Annotated in this window: 16 protein-coding genes, 1 rRNA gene and 1 riboswitch; all 17 genes read right to left on the reverse strand. The window is 38.6% G+C overall.

Annotation, left to right across the window (positions count from 1 at the left end):
- Positions 1-566 precede the first annotated feature (566 nt).
- Entirely contained in the window at positions 567-1265 is a 699-nt protein-coding gene (locus WAX74_RS11840; RefSeq protein WP_336497867.1) for an SRPBCC domain-containing protein, read from the reverse strand.
- Positions 1252-1578, reverse strand: coding sequence for a metalloregulator ArsR/SmtB family transcription factor (locus tag WAX74_RS11845; protein WP_336497868.1), 327 nt, complete (start codon positions 1576-1578; stop codon positions 1252-1254). Before WAX74_RS11845 ends, WAX74_RS11840 begins: the two co-directional genes overlap by 14 nt.
- A 268-nt stretch (positions 1579-1846) precedes the next feature.
- Positions 1847-3106, reverse strand: a complete 1260-nt coding sequence (gene purD / locus WAX74_RS11850; protein ID WP_336497869.1) for a phosphoribosylamine--glycine ligase — start codon at positions 3104-3106, stop codon at positions 1847-1849.
- 16 nt (positions 3107-3122) lie between these two features.
- Positions 3123-4658, reverse strand: a complete 1536-nt coding sequence (purH, locus tag WAX74_RS11855) for a bifunctional phosphoribosylaminoimidazolecarboxamide formyltransferase/IMP cyclohydrolase (protein ID WP_336497870.1) — start codon at positions 4656-4658, stop codon at positions 3123-3125.
- Between the two features lie 38 nt (positions 4659-4696).
- Positions 4697-5269, reverse strand: coding sequence for a phosphoribosylglycinamide formyltransferase (gene purN / locus WAX74_RS11860; protein ID WP_336497871.1), 573 nt, complete (start codon positions 5267-5269; stop codon positions 4697-4699).
- Complete coding sequence (gene purM, locus WAX74_RS11865; RefSeq protein WP_336497872.1) at positions 5269-6324, reverse strand: phosphoribosylformylglycinamidine cyclo-ligase; 1056 nt, start codon at positions 6322-6324, stop codon at positions 5269-5271. Before purM ends, purN begins: the two co-directional genes overlap by 1 nt.
- Before the next feature lie 11 nt (positions 6325-6335).
- Positions 6336-7757: an amidophosphoribosyltransferase gene (gene purF, locus WAX74_RS11870; RefSeq protein WP_336497873.1), complete on the reverse strand. Its 1422-nt coding sequence runs from the start codon at positions 7755-7757 to the stop codon at positions 6336-6338.
- Positions 7733-9964, reverse strand: a complete 2232-nt coding sequence (gene purL, locus WAX74_RS11875; protein ID WP_336497874.1) for a phosphoribosylformylglycinamidine synthase subunit PurL — start codon at positions 9962-9964, stop codon at positions 7733-7735. Before purL ends, purF begins: the two co-directional genes overlap by 25 nt.
- Positions 9948-10634: a phosphoribosylformylglycinamidine synthase subunit PurQ gene (purQ, locus tag WAX74_RS11880; RefSeq protein ID WP_336497875.1), complete on the reverse strand. Its 687-nt coding sequence runs from the start codon at positions 10632-10634 to the stop codon at positions 9948-9950. Before purQ ends, purL begins: the two co-directional genes overlap by 17 nt.
- The gene (gene purS / locus WAX74_RS11885; RefSeq protein ID WP_053591894.1) at positions 10631-10885 is read right to left on the reverse strand and encodes a phosphoribosylformylglycinamidine synthase subunit PurS; all 255 of its coding nucleotides are present in this window, start codon (positions 10883-10885) and stop codon (positions 10631-10633) included. Before purS ends, purQ begins: the two co-directional genes overlap by 4 nt.
- On the reverse strand, positions 10882-11598 hold the full coding sequence (purC, locus tag WAX74_RS11890) for a phosphoribosylaminoimidazolesuccinocarboxamide synthase (RefSeq protein ID WP_336497876.1): 717 nt from the start codon (positions 11596-11598) through the stop codon (positions 10882-10884). Before purC ends, purS begins: the two co-directional genes overlap by 4 nt.
- A 72-nt stretch (positions 11599-11670) precedes the next feature.
- Positions 11671-12966: an adenylosuccinate lyase gene (purB, locus tag WAX74_RS11895; RefSeq protein WP_336497877.1), complete on the reverse strand. Its 1296-nt coding sequence runs from the start codon at positions 12964-12966 to the stop codon at positions 11671-11673.
- A gap of 16 nt (positions 12967-12982) precedes the next feature.
- On the reverse strand, positions 12983-14104 hold the full coding sequence (gene purK, locus WAX74_RS11900; protein WP_336497878.1) for a 5-(carboxyamino)imidazole ribonucleotide synthase: 1122 nt from the start codon (positions 14102-14104) through the stop codon (positions 12983-12985).
- A complete protein-coding gene (gene purE, locus WAX74_RS11905; RefSeq protein ID WP_336497879.1) occupies positions 14101-14589 on the reverse strand; it encodes a 5-(carboxyamino)imidazole ribonucleotide mutase in 489 nt (162 codons plus the stop codon). The genes purK and purE overlap by 4 nt, the downstream gene beginning before the upstream one ends.
- 230 nt (positions 14590-14819) lie before the next feature.
- Positions 14820-14920: riboswitch (purine riboswitch) on the reverse strand.
- An 87-nt stretch (positions 14921-15007) separates the two neighbouring features.
- The gene (locus WAX74_RS11910) at positions 15008-15199 is read right to left on the reverse strand and encodes an NETI motif-containing protein (protein ID WP_336497880.1); all 192 of its coding nucleotides are present in this window, start codon (positions 15197-15199) and stop codon (positions 15008-15010) included.
- Positions 15196-15744, reverse strand: a complete 549-nt coding sequence (locus WAX74_RS11915) for a DUF2179 domain-containing protein (protein ID WP_336497881.1) — start codon at positions 15742-15744, stop codon at positions 15196-15198. Before WAX74_RS11915 ends, WAX74_RS11910 begins: the two co-directional genes overlap by 4 nt.
- 801 nt (positions 15745-16545) lie before the next feature.
- A 5S ribosomal RNA gene (rrf, locus tag WAX74_RS11920) occupies positions 16546-16631 on the reverse strand; the annotation flags it as partial.

Raw genomic sequence — 16631 nt, forward strand, 5'->3', positions numbered from 1 at the left:
TGGAAACATCCGATGAAATAGAAATTATTCATTGAAAGTATTAATACATATTATAGAATCTACTTTATTCTTTATTAAGAGAATAACTGGCATTCGCGCCTTGCCAGCCGCATGACGTGCCGTATGAGACAGCGAAATGCGCTAGCGCATACAGCGGCTCATGCGGACGTGCGGCCAGCGCGAATGCCTATAGTTGGTGATTTATCCGTTCCAGACTATGAATAATAAGTACTTTGAAAGTAGAGACACGGATGTGCGCTTGCCGCACGCTACGCATGAGCCTCCGCAGGATGAGTCGCTCCTACGTCGCTCCCACATCCTTTACGGGGTCTCATTCTTCGCGCTCCTGCGGCTGTAAGGCGCACATCCTGGAGACCTCCGATGATACAATACCTTTCAAAAGAGTGAAAGCAATTCTGCATTTTGTGACTATTTATTGTCGTATATTAAATAGAATCTACATTAATCTTTATCAAGAAAATACACTGGTATTCGCGCCTTGCCAGCAGCATGAAGTGCCGTATGAGACAGCTAAATGCGCTAGCGCTTACAGTCTTTATTGAATATTAATAAGCGATAGGATAAGTATCTACAAGACAGTTTACCCGTAACTTTTCACTTTTTCTTACGATTGTTAGAGAAACAGTGCAATTGACAGTTTTTTCATTCAATGTTCTTTCAAATGATTCATATCCTCCAATTTCTTCTCCATCAATCTCCACTATAATATCTTCAGGTTTAATTCCAGCAGCTGCAGCTACCGAACCATCCTTCACCTGTAAAACTCTTGTACCTCTATCCCGCTCGTTTGTTGTGTGATCAATACCAATCCATGCTTTCCAAAAATTCGCTCGATTATCAGCACCAGTTTCATAGACACTTTTTAGATTTTCTAAGAATTGACTTGTACCAAACAACATATTTTCCTTTGTAGATTTATTCATTTCACTAATAAAGGAAGACTGATATTCAATACTCACCTGAATACCATTTTCAACTTTTTCTAAAGAAGTAATGGTAGTAAAATCCCCATCAAGGCTCTGAAGTACAAAGCGTTTCATTGTGTCTATTTCTGTAAATACACCCTCAGATGTTGCCCCCCATCCATGATTCATATAACCTCTTCCACCTAGACGAAATTCTATCTCAGCATTTTTTGTATACCAACAGTTTAAATGCTCAGGCATAGTCAATGCATCCCAAACTTGCTTCAAAGGTGCATTAACAACAATTCCCCTCTTTATAGAATCATTAATCTTGTTCATCTCGAAGTTCTCCTTTTTCCACATAATTTTTTAGACTTACGAGCTGGTCATCAAGTAGTTCTTCGATGTATTGAAGCATTTCATGGTAGGCAAATTGGAGTATGTTGAGATTTAATGAATAGATACGATACTTCCCATTCAGGCTCTCTGAAATAATTCTTTCCTCCAATAAAATATTCAGATGCTTCTTAATTGCTGGTTGTGAGATATCAAATGCTTCGACTATCTCCTTTTGGGATTTGTTTCCTTGTTTAAGCATATTTAATATACGGCGTCGCGTTGAATCACCTAATGCTCTATAAACATCTGGCATTATCATTCCCTCACTTTTTACATATAACCAATTGGTTATATGTAATATAAACATACACGAAAAGAATGTCAAGACTTTTCTGATAGTTATAAATGATTATCCTTCTTCAACTAATCTGCACTATTGGTATTTACAGAGTAATACGGAGTGCACTTTCCAGACACTCTCTTGATTACAGCAATAGTTACCCATTACATATCAACAATGAGGTTTAACAAGCCCAAAATAAAAACAGGATAACTCCAAAATACGGAGTTATCCTATAAATTTAAAGAAAAGTTCGCCAGCCAATATCTTTTCGGAAAAACAAGCCATCCCATTGTAAGGTAGAGAGACCCTCGTAAACCTTCTCTTGTGCTTCTTTTAAAGTAGTTTCACTAGCAGCAACTAAAATCACTCGACCACCATTGGCAATAAATCCATCATCATCAGCTTTTGTACCAGCATGGAAAACATGAAGCCCTAACTCCTGTAATGCTTGAAGATTAGGAAGCCTAGCACCTTTTTTCATATCTCCTGGATAACCTTCTGAAGCAATGACTACACCTAGCATAGATTCCTTCGACCATTTTAGTTCATACGGTTTTTCATCCATCAATGCGATCATGAATTCACCAAAATCACTTTCCATTCGAGGAAGGACAACCTGTGTTTCTGGATCACCAAAACGTGCGTTAAACTCGATAACCTTTGGACCGTCATTCGTTAAAATAAGCCCTGCATATAAAATACCTGTAAAAGAAATGCCTTCTTTAGTCATTGCCTTTACAGTAGGAACAATGATTGCTTCATAAGCTTCATCGACAGTTGCAGAAGAAATTTGTGGAACCGGTGAGTATGCACCCATTCCACCAGTGTTCGGACCTTTATCTCCGTCATAAGCTCTTTTATGATCCTGCGCAATTACCATTGGATATATTTGACCGTTATGCACGAATGACATGAAGGAAAACTCTTCTCCGTCCAAGAATTCTTCAATTACTACGCGAGAAGATGATTCTCCAAACAATTGATTGCCAATCATATCTTCTACTGCACTGTTTGCCTCTTCCACCGTCATGGCAACTACTACACCTTTGCCTGCAGCAAGTCCGTCTGCTTTTACCACAATAGGAGCGCCTAACTTTTCAATATATGCTTTCGCTTTATCTACTTCTGTAAAGGTTTCATACCCAGCTGTTGGGATATTATATTTTTGCATAATCTCTTTTGCAAATGCTTTACTGCCTTCTATCTGTGCAGCAGCCTTTGTTGGTCCAAATATACGTAATCCTTCTGCTTGGAAGAAGTCCACAATACCACCTGCAAGTGGTTGCTCTGGTCCAACAAATGTTAAATCAATATTATTTTCTTTTGAGAAGGTTACAAGCTCGTCAAAAGCCATAACATCAATAGGTACAATTTCAGCATCGTTTGACATAGCTGCGTTACCTGGCGCCACAAATACTTTATTTACAGATGGAGAATCATTGAATTGCTTTGCTATAGCATGCTCACGACCGCCACTACCAATTACGAGAATATTCATATGAGATATGCCTCCCTTAATGTTTGAAATGACGAACGCCAGTGAAGACCATTGCTATTCCGTATTCATTTGCTTTATCAATTGAGTCTTGGTCTTTAACAGAGCCACCTGTTTGAATAATCGCTGTAATTCCAGCTTTTGCAGCTACTTCTACTGTATCGTTCATTGGGAAGAATGCATCCGAAGCTAAACCTGCTCCTTTTGCACGTTCTCCAGCTTGTTCTAGTGCAATTTTTGCAGATCCTACACGGTTCATCTGTCCGGCACCAACACCTATTGTCATATCTTCGGTAGAAACAACAATTGCATTGGATTTAACGTGCTTCACTACGCTCCATCCAAGTTCTAATGCTTTCCATTCTTCTGGTGAAGGTTCACGGTCTGTAACTACCTTAACATCCGCATCTTTTAATCCAAATGTATCAGGAGACTGAACTAATAATCCGCCTTCTACAGATACTGTGTTCCATACATCTTTTTTCGTTTGCTCATAAGAAATTGTTAACAGGCGGATGTTTTTCTTCGCTGTTAACATTGCAATCGCATCTTCTGAGAACGAAGGAGCAATGATGATTTCTAAGAAAATACCAGCCAAAACCTTAGCAGTTGCCGCATCTACTTCACGGTTCAATGCAACAATTCCTCCGAAGATAGAAGTTGAATCTGCTTCGTATGCTTTATTAAAAGCGTCTGATATAGTATTACCAGTTCCAACACCACAAGGATTCATATGTTTTACTGCAACTGCAGCAGGAACTTCGAATTCTTTTACAATTTGAATAGCAGCATTTGCATCTTGAATATTGTTATAAGATAACTCTTTACCATGCAATTGAGTTGCTGAAGCAATAGAGAAGTCAGATCCAAGTGGACGTTTATAAAACGCTGCTTTTTGATGTGGATTTTCACCGTAGCGTAAAGCTTGCTTACGCTCATATGTTAATGTCAGTAATTCTGGAAATTCTTCGCCAGTTAAATCAGTCATGTAACTAGCGATTAAAGCGTCATATGCTGCTGTATGACGGAATACTTTTGCAGCTAATCTGCGACGTGTTTCTATAGTAGTTTCGCCAGTTTCTTTTAATTGACCTAAGACTTCTTCATAGTCAGATGCATCTGTAACTACTGTTACGTATTGATGGTTTTTTGCAGCAGAACGCAACATCGATGGTCCACCAATATCAATATTTTCAATAGCATCTTCAAATTCAACATCCGGTTTTGAAATAGTTTCACGGAAAGGATATAAGTTCACACACACTACTTGTATAGGTGTAATTTTATGCTCTTCTAGTTGTGCTTGATGAGAAGGGTCATCATGTTTTGCTAACAATCCACCATGAATCATAGGATTCAATGTTTTTACTCGGCCATCCAAAATCTCTGGAAAGTTTGTTACTTGGTCTACTGATGTAATTGCAACACCATTTTGTTCTAAAAATGATTTTGTTCCACCAGTTGATAAAATCTCATATCCAAGCTGTTCCAACTCTTTTGCAAATTCGAGAATTCCTGATTTATCTGAAACACTAATTAACGCGCGTTTTGCCACAATGTTTCCTCCTCTTGTAGTTAGAAAAGCCGGTATAATCACCGGCTCCAAAGTTTTTGTAAAGTCTTCATATACAAATCATGCTCCACAGCGTGGATTCTTTCTTCCGTTTTCTCTCGATCCCCATCTACTACTTCGATTGCTTGCTGAGCTAATATAGGTCCTGTATCCATTCCAGCATCCACATAGTGAACTGATACGCCAGTTACCTTTACCCCGTGAGCCATCGCTTGTCCTATTGCATCTTTTCCTGGAAATGAAGGAAGTAAAGAAGGATGAATATTAATAATTCGATTAGGGTACGCTTCAAGCAACACATTCCCAATCAAACGCATATACCCAGCAAGTACAATCCATTCTACTTCAAGTTCCTTAAGCTTTTTGACAATTTCTTGTTCATATGCTTCCTTAGAAGAAAAACTAGAAGGCTTAATTGCAAGTGTTTCGACTCCTACGTTTTTTGCTCGTTCTACTACAAATGCACCTGGTTTATCCGTTACTACTAGAACTGCCTGAGCTTCTAATTTTCCATCATTCACAGCATCGTAAATCGCTTGAAAATTACTTCCACTCCCAGAAGCAAATACTGCAAATTTAGGTTTTTCCACCATTACACTAAACTCCCGTCATGTGAACCGTTGAATAAAACACCTTCACCTTTTACAACACGACCAATTGTGTATGCTTTTTCACCATGGGCTTCTGCTATAGCAATTGCCTTTTCTGCTTCCTCAGCAGAAAGCGAAAGAACAAAACCAATTCCCATATTAAAAACATTATATAAATCGCGATCAACGAGTGAACCTTTTTCTTTCAATAAATGAAATACAGGAAGTACTTCCCATGAACCTAAATCGATTTCAACTGCTAAACCTTGGGGCATCATTCTTGGTAAGTTTTCATAAAAGCCTCCACCAGTAACATGAGCCATTCCGTGAATAGAAAGCTCTTGATGCATTTCCATTACTGGCTTCGCATAAATTTTAGTTGGTGTTAGTAGAGCCTTTCCAATCTCGCCAAGTCCTTCGTAGCCTTCTACAATTGCTTCGGGAGTGTATCCTTGCTCTTCAAATACAATTTTACGAACAAGGGAATAGCCATTAGAGTGGACACCGCTTGAAGCAATACCAACTAATACGTCACCTTCTGCAATATTCTCACCTGTAACAATTTTAGATTTTTCACAAGCACCTACAGCAAATCCTGCTAAGTCATACTCATCTTCCTCGTATAAACCTGGCATTTCTGCAGTCTCTCCACCAATCAATGCCGCTCCTGACTGAACACATCCATCTGCAACACCTTTTACGATTTGCTCAATTCGAGCAGGGACAGCTTTACCTACCGCAACATAATCAAGGAAGAATAATGGTTCTGCACCTTGTGCAACAATATCATTTACACACATCGCTACACAGTCCACACCGATTGTATCGTGAGAATCAGTCATGAACGCAAGCTTCAGCTTCGTTCCAACACCATCTGTTCCTGAAATTAGTACAGGTTCTTTATAATTTAAAGAAGATAAATCAAACATTCCGCCAAAACCACCGAAAGTCCCCATGATTCCTTTTCTAGCTGTACGTTCGACATGTGACTTCATTCGTTGAACTGCTTCATAGCCAGCTTCAATATTTACGCCTGCTTTTTCATATGCTTTTGACACGTAGAATCCTCCTATCGAACTAGCTCTTTTTCATGTGGTAGTTTCGTATCCGGGAAAATATCAGTTGGATATTCGCCTGTAAAACAAGCTAAACAATGTCCACAATTTTTCTCGCCTTCTGGTCTGCCAATTGCTTCAACCATTCCTTCTACAGATAAGAATGTTAAAGAATCAGCTCCAATTAACTCACAAATTTCATCCACACTATTGTTAGATGCAATAAGCTCAGAATCTGTACTAATATCTATCCCATAAAAACATGGATTTTTTAGTGGAGGCGAACTAATAACCACATGCACTTCAGTTGCACCTGCATCCTTTAACATAGTTACGATTCGTTTTGAAGTTGTTCCCCTAACTATTGAATCATCTACCATAACCACTCGTTTGCCTTTAACAACTTGACGTACAGGTGACAGCTTCATCTTCACTCCACGTTCACGTAAATCTTGTGAAGGTTGAATAAATGTACGACCAACATAACGATTTTTAATAAGACCTAGCTCGTAAGGTATTCCAGTTGCTTCTGAAAAACCAATCGCTGCAGATATACTTGAATCTGGTACACCAGTCACTACATCTGCGTCAATTTGTATTTCTTTCGCAAGTTGTTTTCCAAGACGTTTTCTAGCGGAATGAATATTAATCCCATCTATATCGGAATCTGGACGTGAAAAGTATACATATTCCATCGTACAAATTGCGCGATCTTTTTTCTCAACATAACGCTCTGAACGGCAACCGTTATGATCAATGATTAATAACTCACCTGGATCAATCGAACGAACTAATTCCGCACCAATTAAATCGAATGCGCTTGTTTCAGATGCAACTACCCAAGCCCCATCCAACTGTCCTAAAGACAGTGGTCGCATTCCTTGTGGATCTTGTGCAACTAACATATAATCCTCTGTTAAAACAACAATAGCGAATGCACCCTCAATTAAACGCAATGCTTGTTTAGCACGCTCTTCATATGTTGGAAGCGTACTTTTTTTCAATAAATGAGCAAATACTTCTGTGTCAGATGTAGTTTGAAAAATACTTCCTTGGCGCTCTAGAGAACGCTTTAAACGTGTTGCATTTACAATGTTTCCATTATGAGCAACAGCAAGACTTCCAGTTGTAGACTTGAACAATAAAGGCTGTACATTTTCTATGCCAGAACCGCCTGCAGTTGCATAACGTACATGTGCAATTGCAGCGTGGCCTTCTAGCGCTTCTAATTTTCCATTACTGAAAACATCATTAACTAATCCTTCACCTTTTACAGCTTGTAAATATTCTCCATTAGTAACAACAATACCAGCACCTTCTTGTCCTCGATGCTGTAGAGCATGTAATCCATAATAAGCCATGGTAGCAGGGTTAGGGTGTCCCCAAATTCCAAACACACCACATTCTTCGTTTAAGCCTCTGAGTTCAGCAAGCATGGTATTGCTCCTTTCCAAGCGGAACGGAATTCGTCAACAGAACCGTTAATCCATTCAGTTCCGTCTTCGTTAGAGATTATTACTTTATTAGAGTCTGTTACTGCACCTATTTGAATTGCATCTTGTACGATTTCTTCAAATTTAGCAGCATTTTCAGGTTTTACAGTTACTAAGAAACGAGATTGTGACTCACTAAATAATGCTGTAGTTGCACAGCCAGTAAGAGTTACTTCTACTCCTAGAGCCTTTGCACCGAAAGCTTTTTCAGCTAATGCTACTGCAAGTCCACCTTCTGCAATATCGTGTGCAGATTGGACAATACCAGCTCTTATTGCCGAAAGAAGTGCTTTTTGACGAGCTGCTTCTACTTCTAAATCAATCGATGGTGCTTGGCCAAAGATACGTTTTTCTATTAATTTCTGAAGCTCCGAGCCACCAAATTCAGTTTTTGTGTCTCCAATTACATAGACAAGATCTCCTGATTGTTTCACGGATTGCGTTGTCACATGCGCTAAGTCTTCTACTAATCCAACTAGTCCAATTGTTGGCGTTGGGTAAACAGCTGTTCCACTACGCTCGTTATACAATGAAACGTTTCCGCCGATAACAGGTGACTCTAGTGCAATACAAGCTTCTGAAATGCCATCTGCTGATTTCTCTAATTGCCAGAAGATTTCAGGGTTTTCTGGATTACCAAAGTTTAAGCAGTCTGTAATCGCAAGTGGTTTTGCTCCTGAACAAACAACATTACGAGCAGCTTCTGCTACTGCAATCTTTCCACCTACAACTGGATCTAAGTAGATATATCTTGAGTTACAATCTGTTGTCATCGCTAATCCTTTATTTGTACCACGCACACGAACTACTGCAGCATCTGACCCAGGTGTAACTACTGTACTAGTACGAACTTGATAGTCATATTGATCGTAAACCCATTCTTTAGAAGCAATCGTTGGTTGTTGGAGTAAGTTTAATAAAGTTTCTTTATAATCAGAAACTAATGGTTCCACGTTCTCCATCGATTGGAATTCAGTATAGTAAGCAGGAACAGCAGAAGGCTTGTAATACACAGGAGCTTCTTCTGCAAGCGCGTCTGCAGGTACGTTAGCAACAACTTCACCGTTATGAATTAAACGAAGCATTTTATCGCTTGTAACTTTACCTACAGCTACACAATCTAAATCATATTTTTCGAAAATCTTAACGATTTCATCTTCGCGACCTTTTTTCACAACAATTAACATACGTTCTTGTGATTCAGAAAGCATCATTTCATATGCGGTCATCCCTGTTTCACGTTGTGGTACGAAGTCTAAGTTTATCTCCACACCAAAACCAGCTTTTGATGCCATCTCTGCAGAGGATGAAGTTAAGCCCGCAGCACCCATGTCTTGTATACCGATTAAAGCATCAGATTTGATTACTTCTAAACAAGCTTCTAACAAAAGTTTCTCCATGAATGGATCTCCAACTTGGACAGCTGGACGCTTTTCTTCTGAAGCTTCTGTTAATTCTTCTGATGCGAATGTTGCACCATGGATTCCGTCACGACCAGTTTTCGCACCAGCGTACATAACTGTGTTACCTTCCCCAGTAGCAATCCCTTTTTGAATGTCTTCATGGTTTATTAAACCAACGCACATTGCGTTAACGAGTGGGTTTCCTTCATAACAGTCATCAAACTGAATTTCTCCACCAACTGTAGGAATACCGATACAGTTACCATAGCCGGCAATACCCGCAACTACTTCCTCAAACAAATATTTTACTCGTGGAGTTTTCAGTTCTCCAAAACGTAGAGAATTCAACATTGCGATTGGACGAGCGCCCATAGAGAATACATCACGAATTATCCCACCAACACCTGTTGCTGCTCCTTGATAAGGTTCAATTGCAGACGGATGATTATGCGATTCCATTTTGAATACTACTGCTTGACCATCACCAATATCAACAATACCAGCACCTTCACCTGGTCCTTGTAATACTTGAGGACCTTTCGTAGGGAACTTACGTAATACTGGTTTAGAGTTTTTATACGAGCAATGCTCAGACCACATAACTGAGAACAAACCAGTCTCTGTATAGTTTGGTAGACGCCCTAAAATCTTTTCTACCATTTCAAATTCTTCGTCTGACATTCCCATTTGAGCATATAGTTTTTGTTCTTTAATTTGCGTTGGATTTGGTTCAAGCATGACTGACATGAGTTTCCCTCCACTGTTTCACAATTGATTTGAATAAAGCTAGACCGTCTGAACCGCCCATAATATCATTTGCAGCGCGTTCTGGATGAGGCATCATTCCAAGGACATTTCCTCTTTCATTCACAATACCAGCGATATCTTCTAAACTACCATTTGGGTTTTCAGAAGCATATGTGAAAACGATTTGATTATTTTCTTTTAATGTAGCAAGCGTCTCTTCGTCACAATAATAGTTTCCTTCACCGTGTGCGATTGGAATTTGAATTATTTCGTCTTTTTTATATGCAGAAGTAAATTGCGTTTCATTATTTACCACTTTTAAATCTACTGTACGACACATGAATTTAAGATTTTTATTACGAAGTAGTGCTCCTGGAAGAAGACCTGCTTCCGTTAATACTTGGAATCCGTTACAGATACCTAGAACGGGCTTACCAGCTTCCGCTGCTTTCACAACTTCTGTCATAACATTTGAGAAGCGTGAAATTGCGCCACAACGTAAATAGTCCCCGTATGAAAAGCCACCTGGCAATAAAATTCCGTCGAATCCGCTTAAATCCTTCTCGTCATGCCAAACGTATTCTACCTCTTCCCCAAGTTCGTCTTTAATCGCGTGATACATATCTAAATCACAGTTCGATCCTGGAAATACGATTACTGCGAACTTCATTTGCTTACAGCCTCCTCAACATCGTAACGATAGTCTTCGATTACTGTATTTGTAAGAAGTTTTTCACACATTTCTCTCACGATAGCATCTAAATCACGATCACTCTCTTCGATTTGAAGCTCTAAATACTTTCCAATGCGCACATCTTTCACTTCATTGTAATCCATAGAATGAAGAGCACCCATTACCGCAGAACCCTGTGGATCTAAAACACTTTCACGTAATGTTACATACACTTTAACTTTTTTCATTTTGATAATCCTCCTAGGCGGGAAAGTATTATTTCATAAACTTCTGTTAAGCTTCCTAAATTACGTCTAAATACATCTTTATCTAGTTTATTGTTCGTTTTGTCATCCCAAAGTCTACAAGTATCGGGAGAGATCTCATCTGCAAGTAAAATTTCACCTTCTGCAGTTTTACCAAATTCCAATTTAAAATCTATTAAAGTAACACCAATCTCTTTAAAGATTGGTTGAAGTACTTGATTGATTTCCAGTGCTTTCGCTTTGATCGTTTCTACTTCTTCAGGTGTCGCAAGTGCAAGCAGTTCAATATGTGCATCTGTTAGTAAAGGATCACCTAGAGCATCATCTTTGTAATAGAATTCTACAATCGTATGTTTTAAAGGAATTCCTTCCTCCATACCTAATCTCTTTGCTAAACTTCCTGCTGCTACATTTCGAACAACTACTTCTAATGGAATGATCTCTACTTTTCTTACAAGTTGCTCATTCTCTGAAATTTGCTCCACAAAGTGAGATTCAATTCCTCGCTTTTTCAACTCTTCAAATAGAATAGTAGTGATTTTATTATTTAAAATCCCTTTGCCTTCTATTTCTTCTTTTTTCTCACCGTTAAAAGCTGTAGCACTATTCTTATAAGAAACAAACAGAATATTTTCATCATCTGTCTCGAATAATTGTTTTGCTTTTCCTTCGTATAATAGACGACCTTTTTCCACTGTAAATCCCTCCGATGAAGTGAAGCTTCATCAGCAGGGGGATTCTCCCCCACTGATTGCTAGTTGAAGATATTAGTTAAGTCCTAAACGATTAAAAATTAAATCTACATGTTGGATATGATAGTTGTAGTCAAAGCAATCATCTAACTCTTCTTTTGTTAATAAAGAAGTAATTTTTTCATCCGCATCAACAAATGTACGGAATGCAGTTTGAGATTCCCATGCTTTCATTGCTAATGGTTGAACAGTGTCATACGCTGTTTCACGAGCCAACCCTTTATCAATAAGTGCAAGAAGCACGCGTTGAGAATAAATTAATCCCAAAGTAGAATCCATGTTACGCTTCATATTCTCTGGGAATACCGTTAAGTTTTTCACGATATTACCAAATCGATTTAACATATAGTTAAGAGCAATTGTTGCATCTGGTAAGATAACGCGTTCTGCAGATGAATGAGAAATATCTCTTTCATGCCATAAAGCAACATTTTCGTATGCAGTCATCATATATCCACGAATTAATCTTGCCATCCCTACCATATTTTCAGATCCGATTGGATTACGCTTATGTGGCATTGCAGAAGATCCTTTTTGACCTTTTGAGAAAAATTCTTCTACTTCACGAGTTTCTGATTTTTGAAGACCACGAATCTCTGTCGCAAATTTTTCGATTGAAGTTGCAATAAGAGCTAACGTGCTCATGTATTGTGCATGACGATCACGTTGCAATGTTTGAGTAGAAATCGGAGAAGCTGCAAGACCTAGTTTGTCACATACATATTTTTCAACAAAAGGGTCAATGTTAGCATAAGTCCCTACAGCACCTGACATTTTTCCAGTTTCAATAACTGTTGCAGCTGCTTCAAAGCGTTCTAAGTTACGTCTCATTTCCTCTAACCAAAGAGCAAGTTTAAGACCAAAAGTTGTTGGCTCTGCATGTACTCCATGCGTACGCCCCATCATTACTGTGTACTTATGTTCTTTTGCTTTGTTTTCAAGGATTTCTATAAAATTTTGGATATCTTTACGAAGAATAACGTTCGCTTGTTTAATTAAATAAGAAAGTGCTGTGTCTACTACATCCGTAGAAGTTAGTCCATAATGTACCCATTTACGCTCTTCCCCTAAAGTTTCGGAAACTGCACGTGTAAATGCTACTACGTCATGTCTTGTTTCTTGTTCAATTTCTAAAATACGATTTACGTCGAAGGATGCATTTTTGCGAAGTGCCACAACATCCTCTTTCGGAATATCTCCTATTTCCGCCCATGCTTCACAAGCAAGAATTTCAACTTCTAACCAAGCTTTGTATTTATTTTCCTCTGTCCAAATTGCTCCCATTTCCGGGCGAGTATAACGTTCTATCATTTAATTTCCTCCTGTTTTATGACCAAATATTCGATTGTTCAATTTCTTCTAAAGTCTCTTCAATGTTAGTTGATAGGATTGTTACATGTCCCATTTTACGATTTGTTTTAGCCTCACTTTTTCCGTACAAATGAACGGACCAGTTTGGATACTTACTAATAGAATTCGTTAAAGGAATAACATGCTGTCCTAATATGTTTACCATTACTGTATCCGTCCATAACTTAGGCTCACGAAGTGGCCATCCACAAACAGCTCTAACATGCTGATGGAACTGAGAGATATTACACGCCTCAATCGAATAGTGACCAGAATTATGTGGTCTTGGTGCTAATTCATTTATTAGTATCTCATTATTTTCTAAAACAAACATCTCTACAGCTAGTGTACCAACGAGATTTAAGTGATTCGCGATGGTTTGAGCTGCTTCAATCGCTTTATTTGCAAGTGAATCGTCAATCCGTGCTGGAACAATCGTTTCATGCAAAATATGATTGACATGAATATTCTCACCAATTGGCAAGCAATATGTTTCACCAGCACCATTTCTTTGAACAATAACAGAAATTTCTTTTGTGAATGAAACAAATGCTTCTGCAATACATGCGGAATGTTCAAAAAGAGACTTTGCATTACTTAACTCTTCTTTTGACTGAACGATTTGCTGACCTTTCCCATCATAACCACCACGAGCAGTTTTAACGACACAAGGAAAACCTACTTCATCAATTCTCTGTTCTAGCTCTTCAAATGTGTATGCTTCGACAAATTTCGCAATAGGCACACCAGAAGCCCGAATCTCTGTCTTTTCTAGAATTCTATCTTGTGTAATCTTTACTAATTCTGCCCCTTGTGGAACATATGCTATCTGGGTTAATCTTTTTAAACCTTCATAATCAATATTTTCAAATTCATACGTAATCACATCACTCACTTCTGCTAGCTCTTCTAACGCAGCTTCGTCATTATAAGAAGCAACCATACGTATATCTGCTACTTGGCCACAAGGTGAATCCATTGTCGGTTCTAGCACTGCTATTTTAAACCCAGCTTCCTTCGCTGCTAATGCCATCATTCGTCCAAGTTGGCCACCACCGATTATACCGATTGTTTGACCCGGAAAAATTACTTTAGTCATCGAAGCTCACCATTACTTTCTAATACTATATTTTTCGTGTCTTCTCGTCTTTTTTCAAGTTTAATCTCTATTTCGGAATCCGTTATAGAAAGAATTTGAGCCGCAAGTAAACCTGCGTTTGTAGCACCAGCTTTTCCGATTGCTACTGTTGCAACAGGAACGCCACCTGGCATTTGGACAATTGATAATAAAGAATCTAGTCCATTTAGTGCTTTAGATTGGACTGGAACACCTATTACCGGAAGAGTTGTCTTAGCAGCAACCATACCTGGTAAATGAGCTGCACCACCTGCTCCTGCAATAATTACCTGAATCCCACGTGATCTTGCTTGCTCAGCATATTCAAACATTAAGTCTGGCGTACGATGTGCGGATACTACTTGCTTTTCATAAGGTATATGAAGTTCTTCTAATATTTCACAACTATATTTCATTGTTTCCCAATCGCTAGAACTACCCATAATTACACCAATTTTTGCGTTCATTATTCTCGTCCCTTCATCTTATTGCCTCGGTATATTTGATCCATATCAATCTCGATATAAATCTAGAACATCCTCCGAAGGCTTCAACCCAATTATTAGCTAATCGAAGTTAAGCATAAAAAATTCCCCAAATAAACTACTCTCTTCAGAAGAAAAGCAGTTTACTTGAGGAACATAGTTAAAGGATTGTGTTTCTATCAACATATGAAAACAAATCCTTTTAGTAATATCCAAAAGTCGCTTTCCCTCATAGTCCTGTCATTTACGGTGACTTGGTAGAGACGCTAAGGCCAATTCCTTAGCATATATGGGGATTTAATCGTCTATTTCTATTCATAGTTTAACAATTATAGCGACTCGCGTCAATGCTAAAAAACGAACAATAAATTTTCAGAAAACTATAATGTTCGTCTTTTGGCTATTTTTTCACTTCTTTTATTCCCTTTAACTGAATCATTTGTCTAACTGGCACCGGTTGTCCATTCACCTCTTCGAACAATGGTACTTCTTTTCTTCCAACAACTTGAAAACCTTGGGAAGTCATTTTATCCATACATTCCGAAATACTTTCGTTTTCTTGCACTTCAAACCATTTTGTCTCTTGCTTCATGAAAACAATTTTCCTCTCCTTACTCGTTTTACCCAGAACCCACCATGAATAGTTTTTGGCTCATATGCAATTATAAATATTTTAGGATCGATCTCTTTTAAGCGACTATACAGTTTCACTTCGTCTTTTCTTGGAGTTAATATTTGTAGTGCTTGTCTAGCACCTTCCAATCCATTTGCAGTCCAACTTGTAACTCCATACCCTTCTTCTCTTAAAAGTGTCGATAAGTTTATCTCACTTTCACTTTCTGTAGAAATGGCACTAACCATAATATATCCTAATGACATTTTCTCCTCAAGTTTTGATCCTACGACTATTCCTGTACCAAATCCAAGTGCATACGCAATCAGATTATGAATCTCATTTAAATTATCCAAAACGAGACCAAGACCTACTATATATACTACCACTTCTATTATACTGATTAGTGCTGCAACATATCGATATCCCTTTAGCGTAAGTATCATTCGCGTTGTAGATAAAGTGACATAAACGATATTTATAATAAAAATTATCAACACCATGGTAATTGCAGTTGAAGTCATACCATCAGCCTCCTATCGTAAATTGTAGTTACTACTTAGTTGTATACCCTTTTTTAAGTGCAACTAATACAAAGAGAAAGAAATAGGAAGTTAGTATTGGATGGTTCTACTAAGAAAATAGAAGAATACTTTATGAATACACCAAGTTTTCCATTTAATAGAAGAACGAGACTTATTTGGCTGAAAGTGAGACTAATTTAGTCGTAACCGAGACCAAATTCTCTAAATCGAGACCATTTTAGTTGAGACCGAGACCAAGAACCGCTTCCGGTTACGATTTTAAGTAAAAATATGGATAAGGGAGACTAGTTTTCCTACGAGAGCAACTAGGGAGAGTTTATAAGCAACCAAATGAGTCATATAAGCGACTAAGATGAATCCAAAGCGACCAATAAGTGCGTGAAAGCAACCATTTCTCATAATAAAGAATGTGCCTCTTTGTGATATCACAATTTAGCCTAATAAACTCAAAAAAAGCCGCCACCGATTACTCGGTGACGACTTCTTGGTGCCCAGCAACTTCCTACTCTGATAGGGGGGTGGCCCCAACTACTATCGGTGCGCGAGCTTCACTTCCGTGTTCGGGCTGCGAAAGCAGATGAGCGGCAGATTTCTTCGTCAGCCGCAGTCGTTCGATTCTCGCGTATATCATACGCTGCGAGTCTCTCTTCCTTGCTTCCTCGAACTCTTTGCTCCTCTACTTTCTCGCATATATATTTACCAACTTATCGATTTGCCTTCGGCTTGTTTTTCTTGAACAAAAAAAAGCCGCCACCGATTACTCGGTAACGACTTCTTGGTGCCCAGCGACGTCCTACTCTCACAGGGGGAGACCCCCAACTACCATCGGCGCTGAAGAGCTTAACTTCCGTGTTCGGTATGGGAAC

The organism is Psychrobacillus mangrovi (assembly GCF_037104765.1).
GTDB lineage: Bacteria > Bacillota > Bacilli > Bacillales_A > Planococcaceae > Psychrobacillus > Psychrobacillus mangrovi.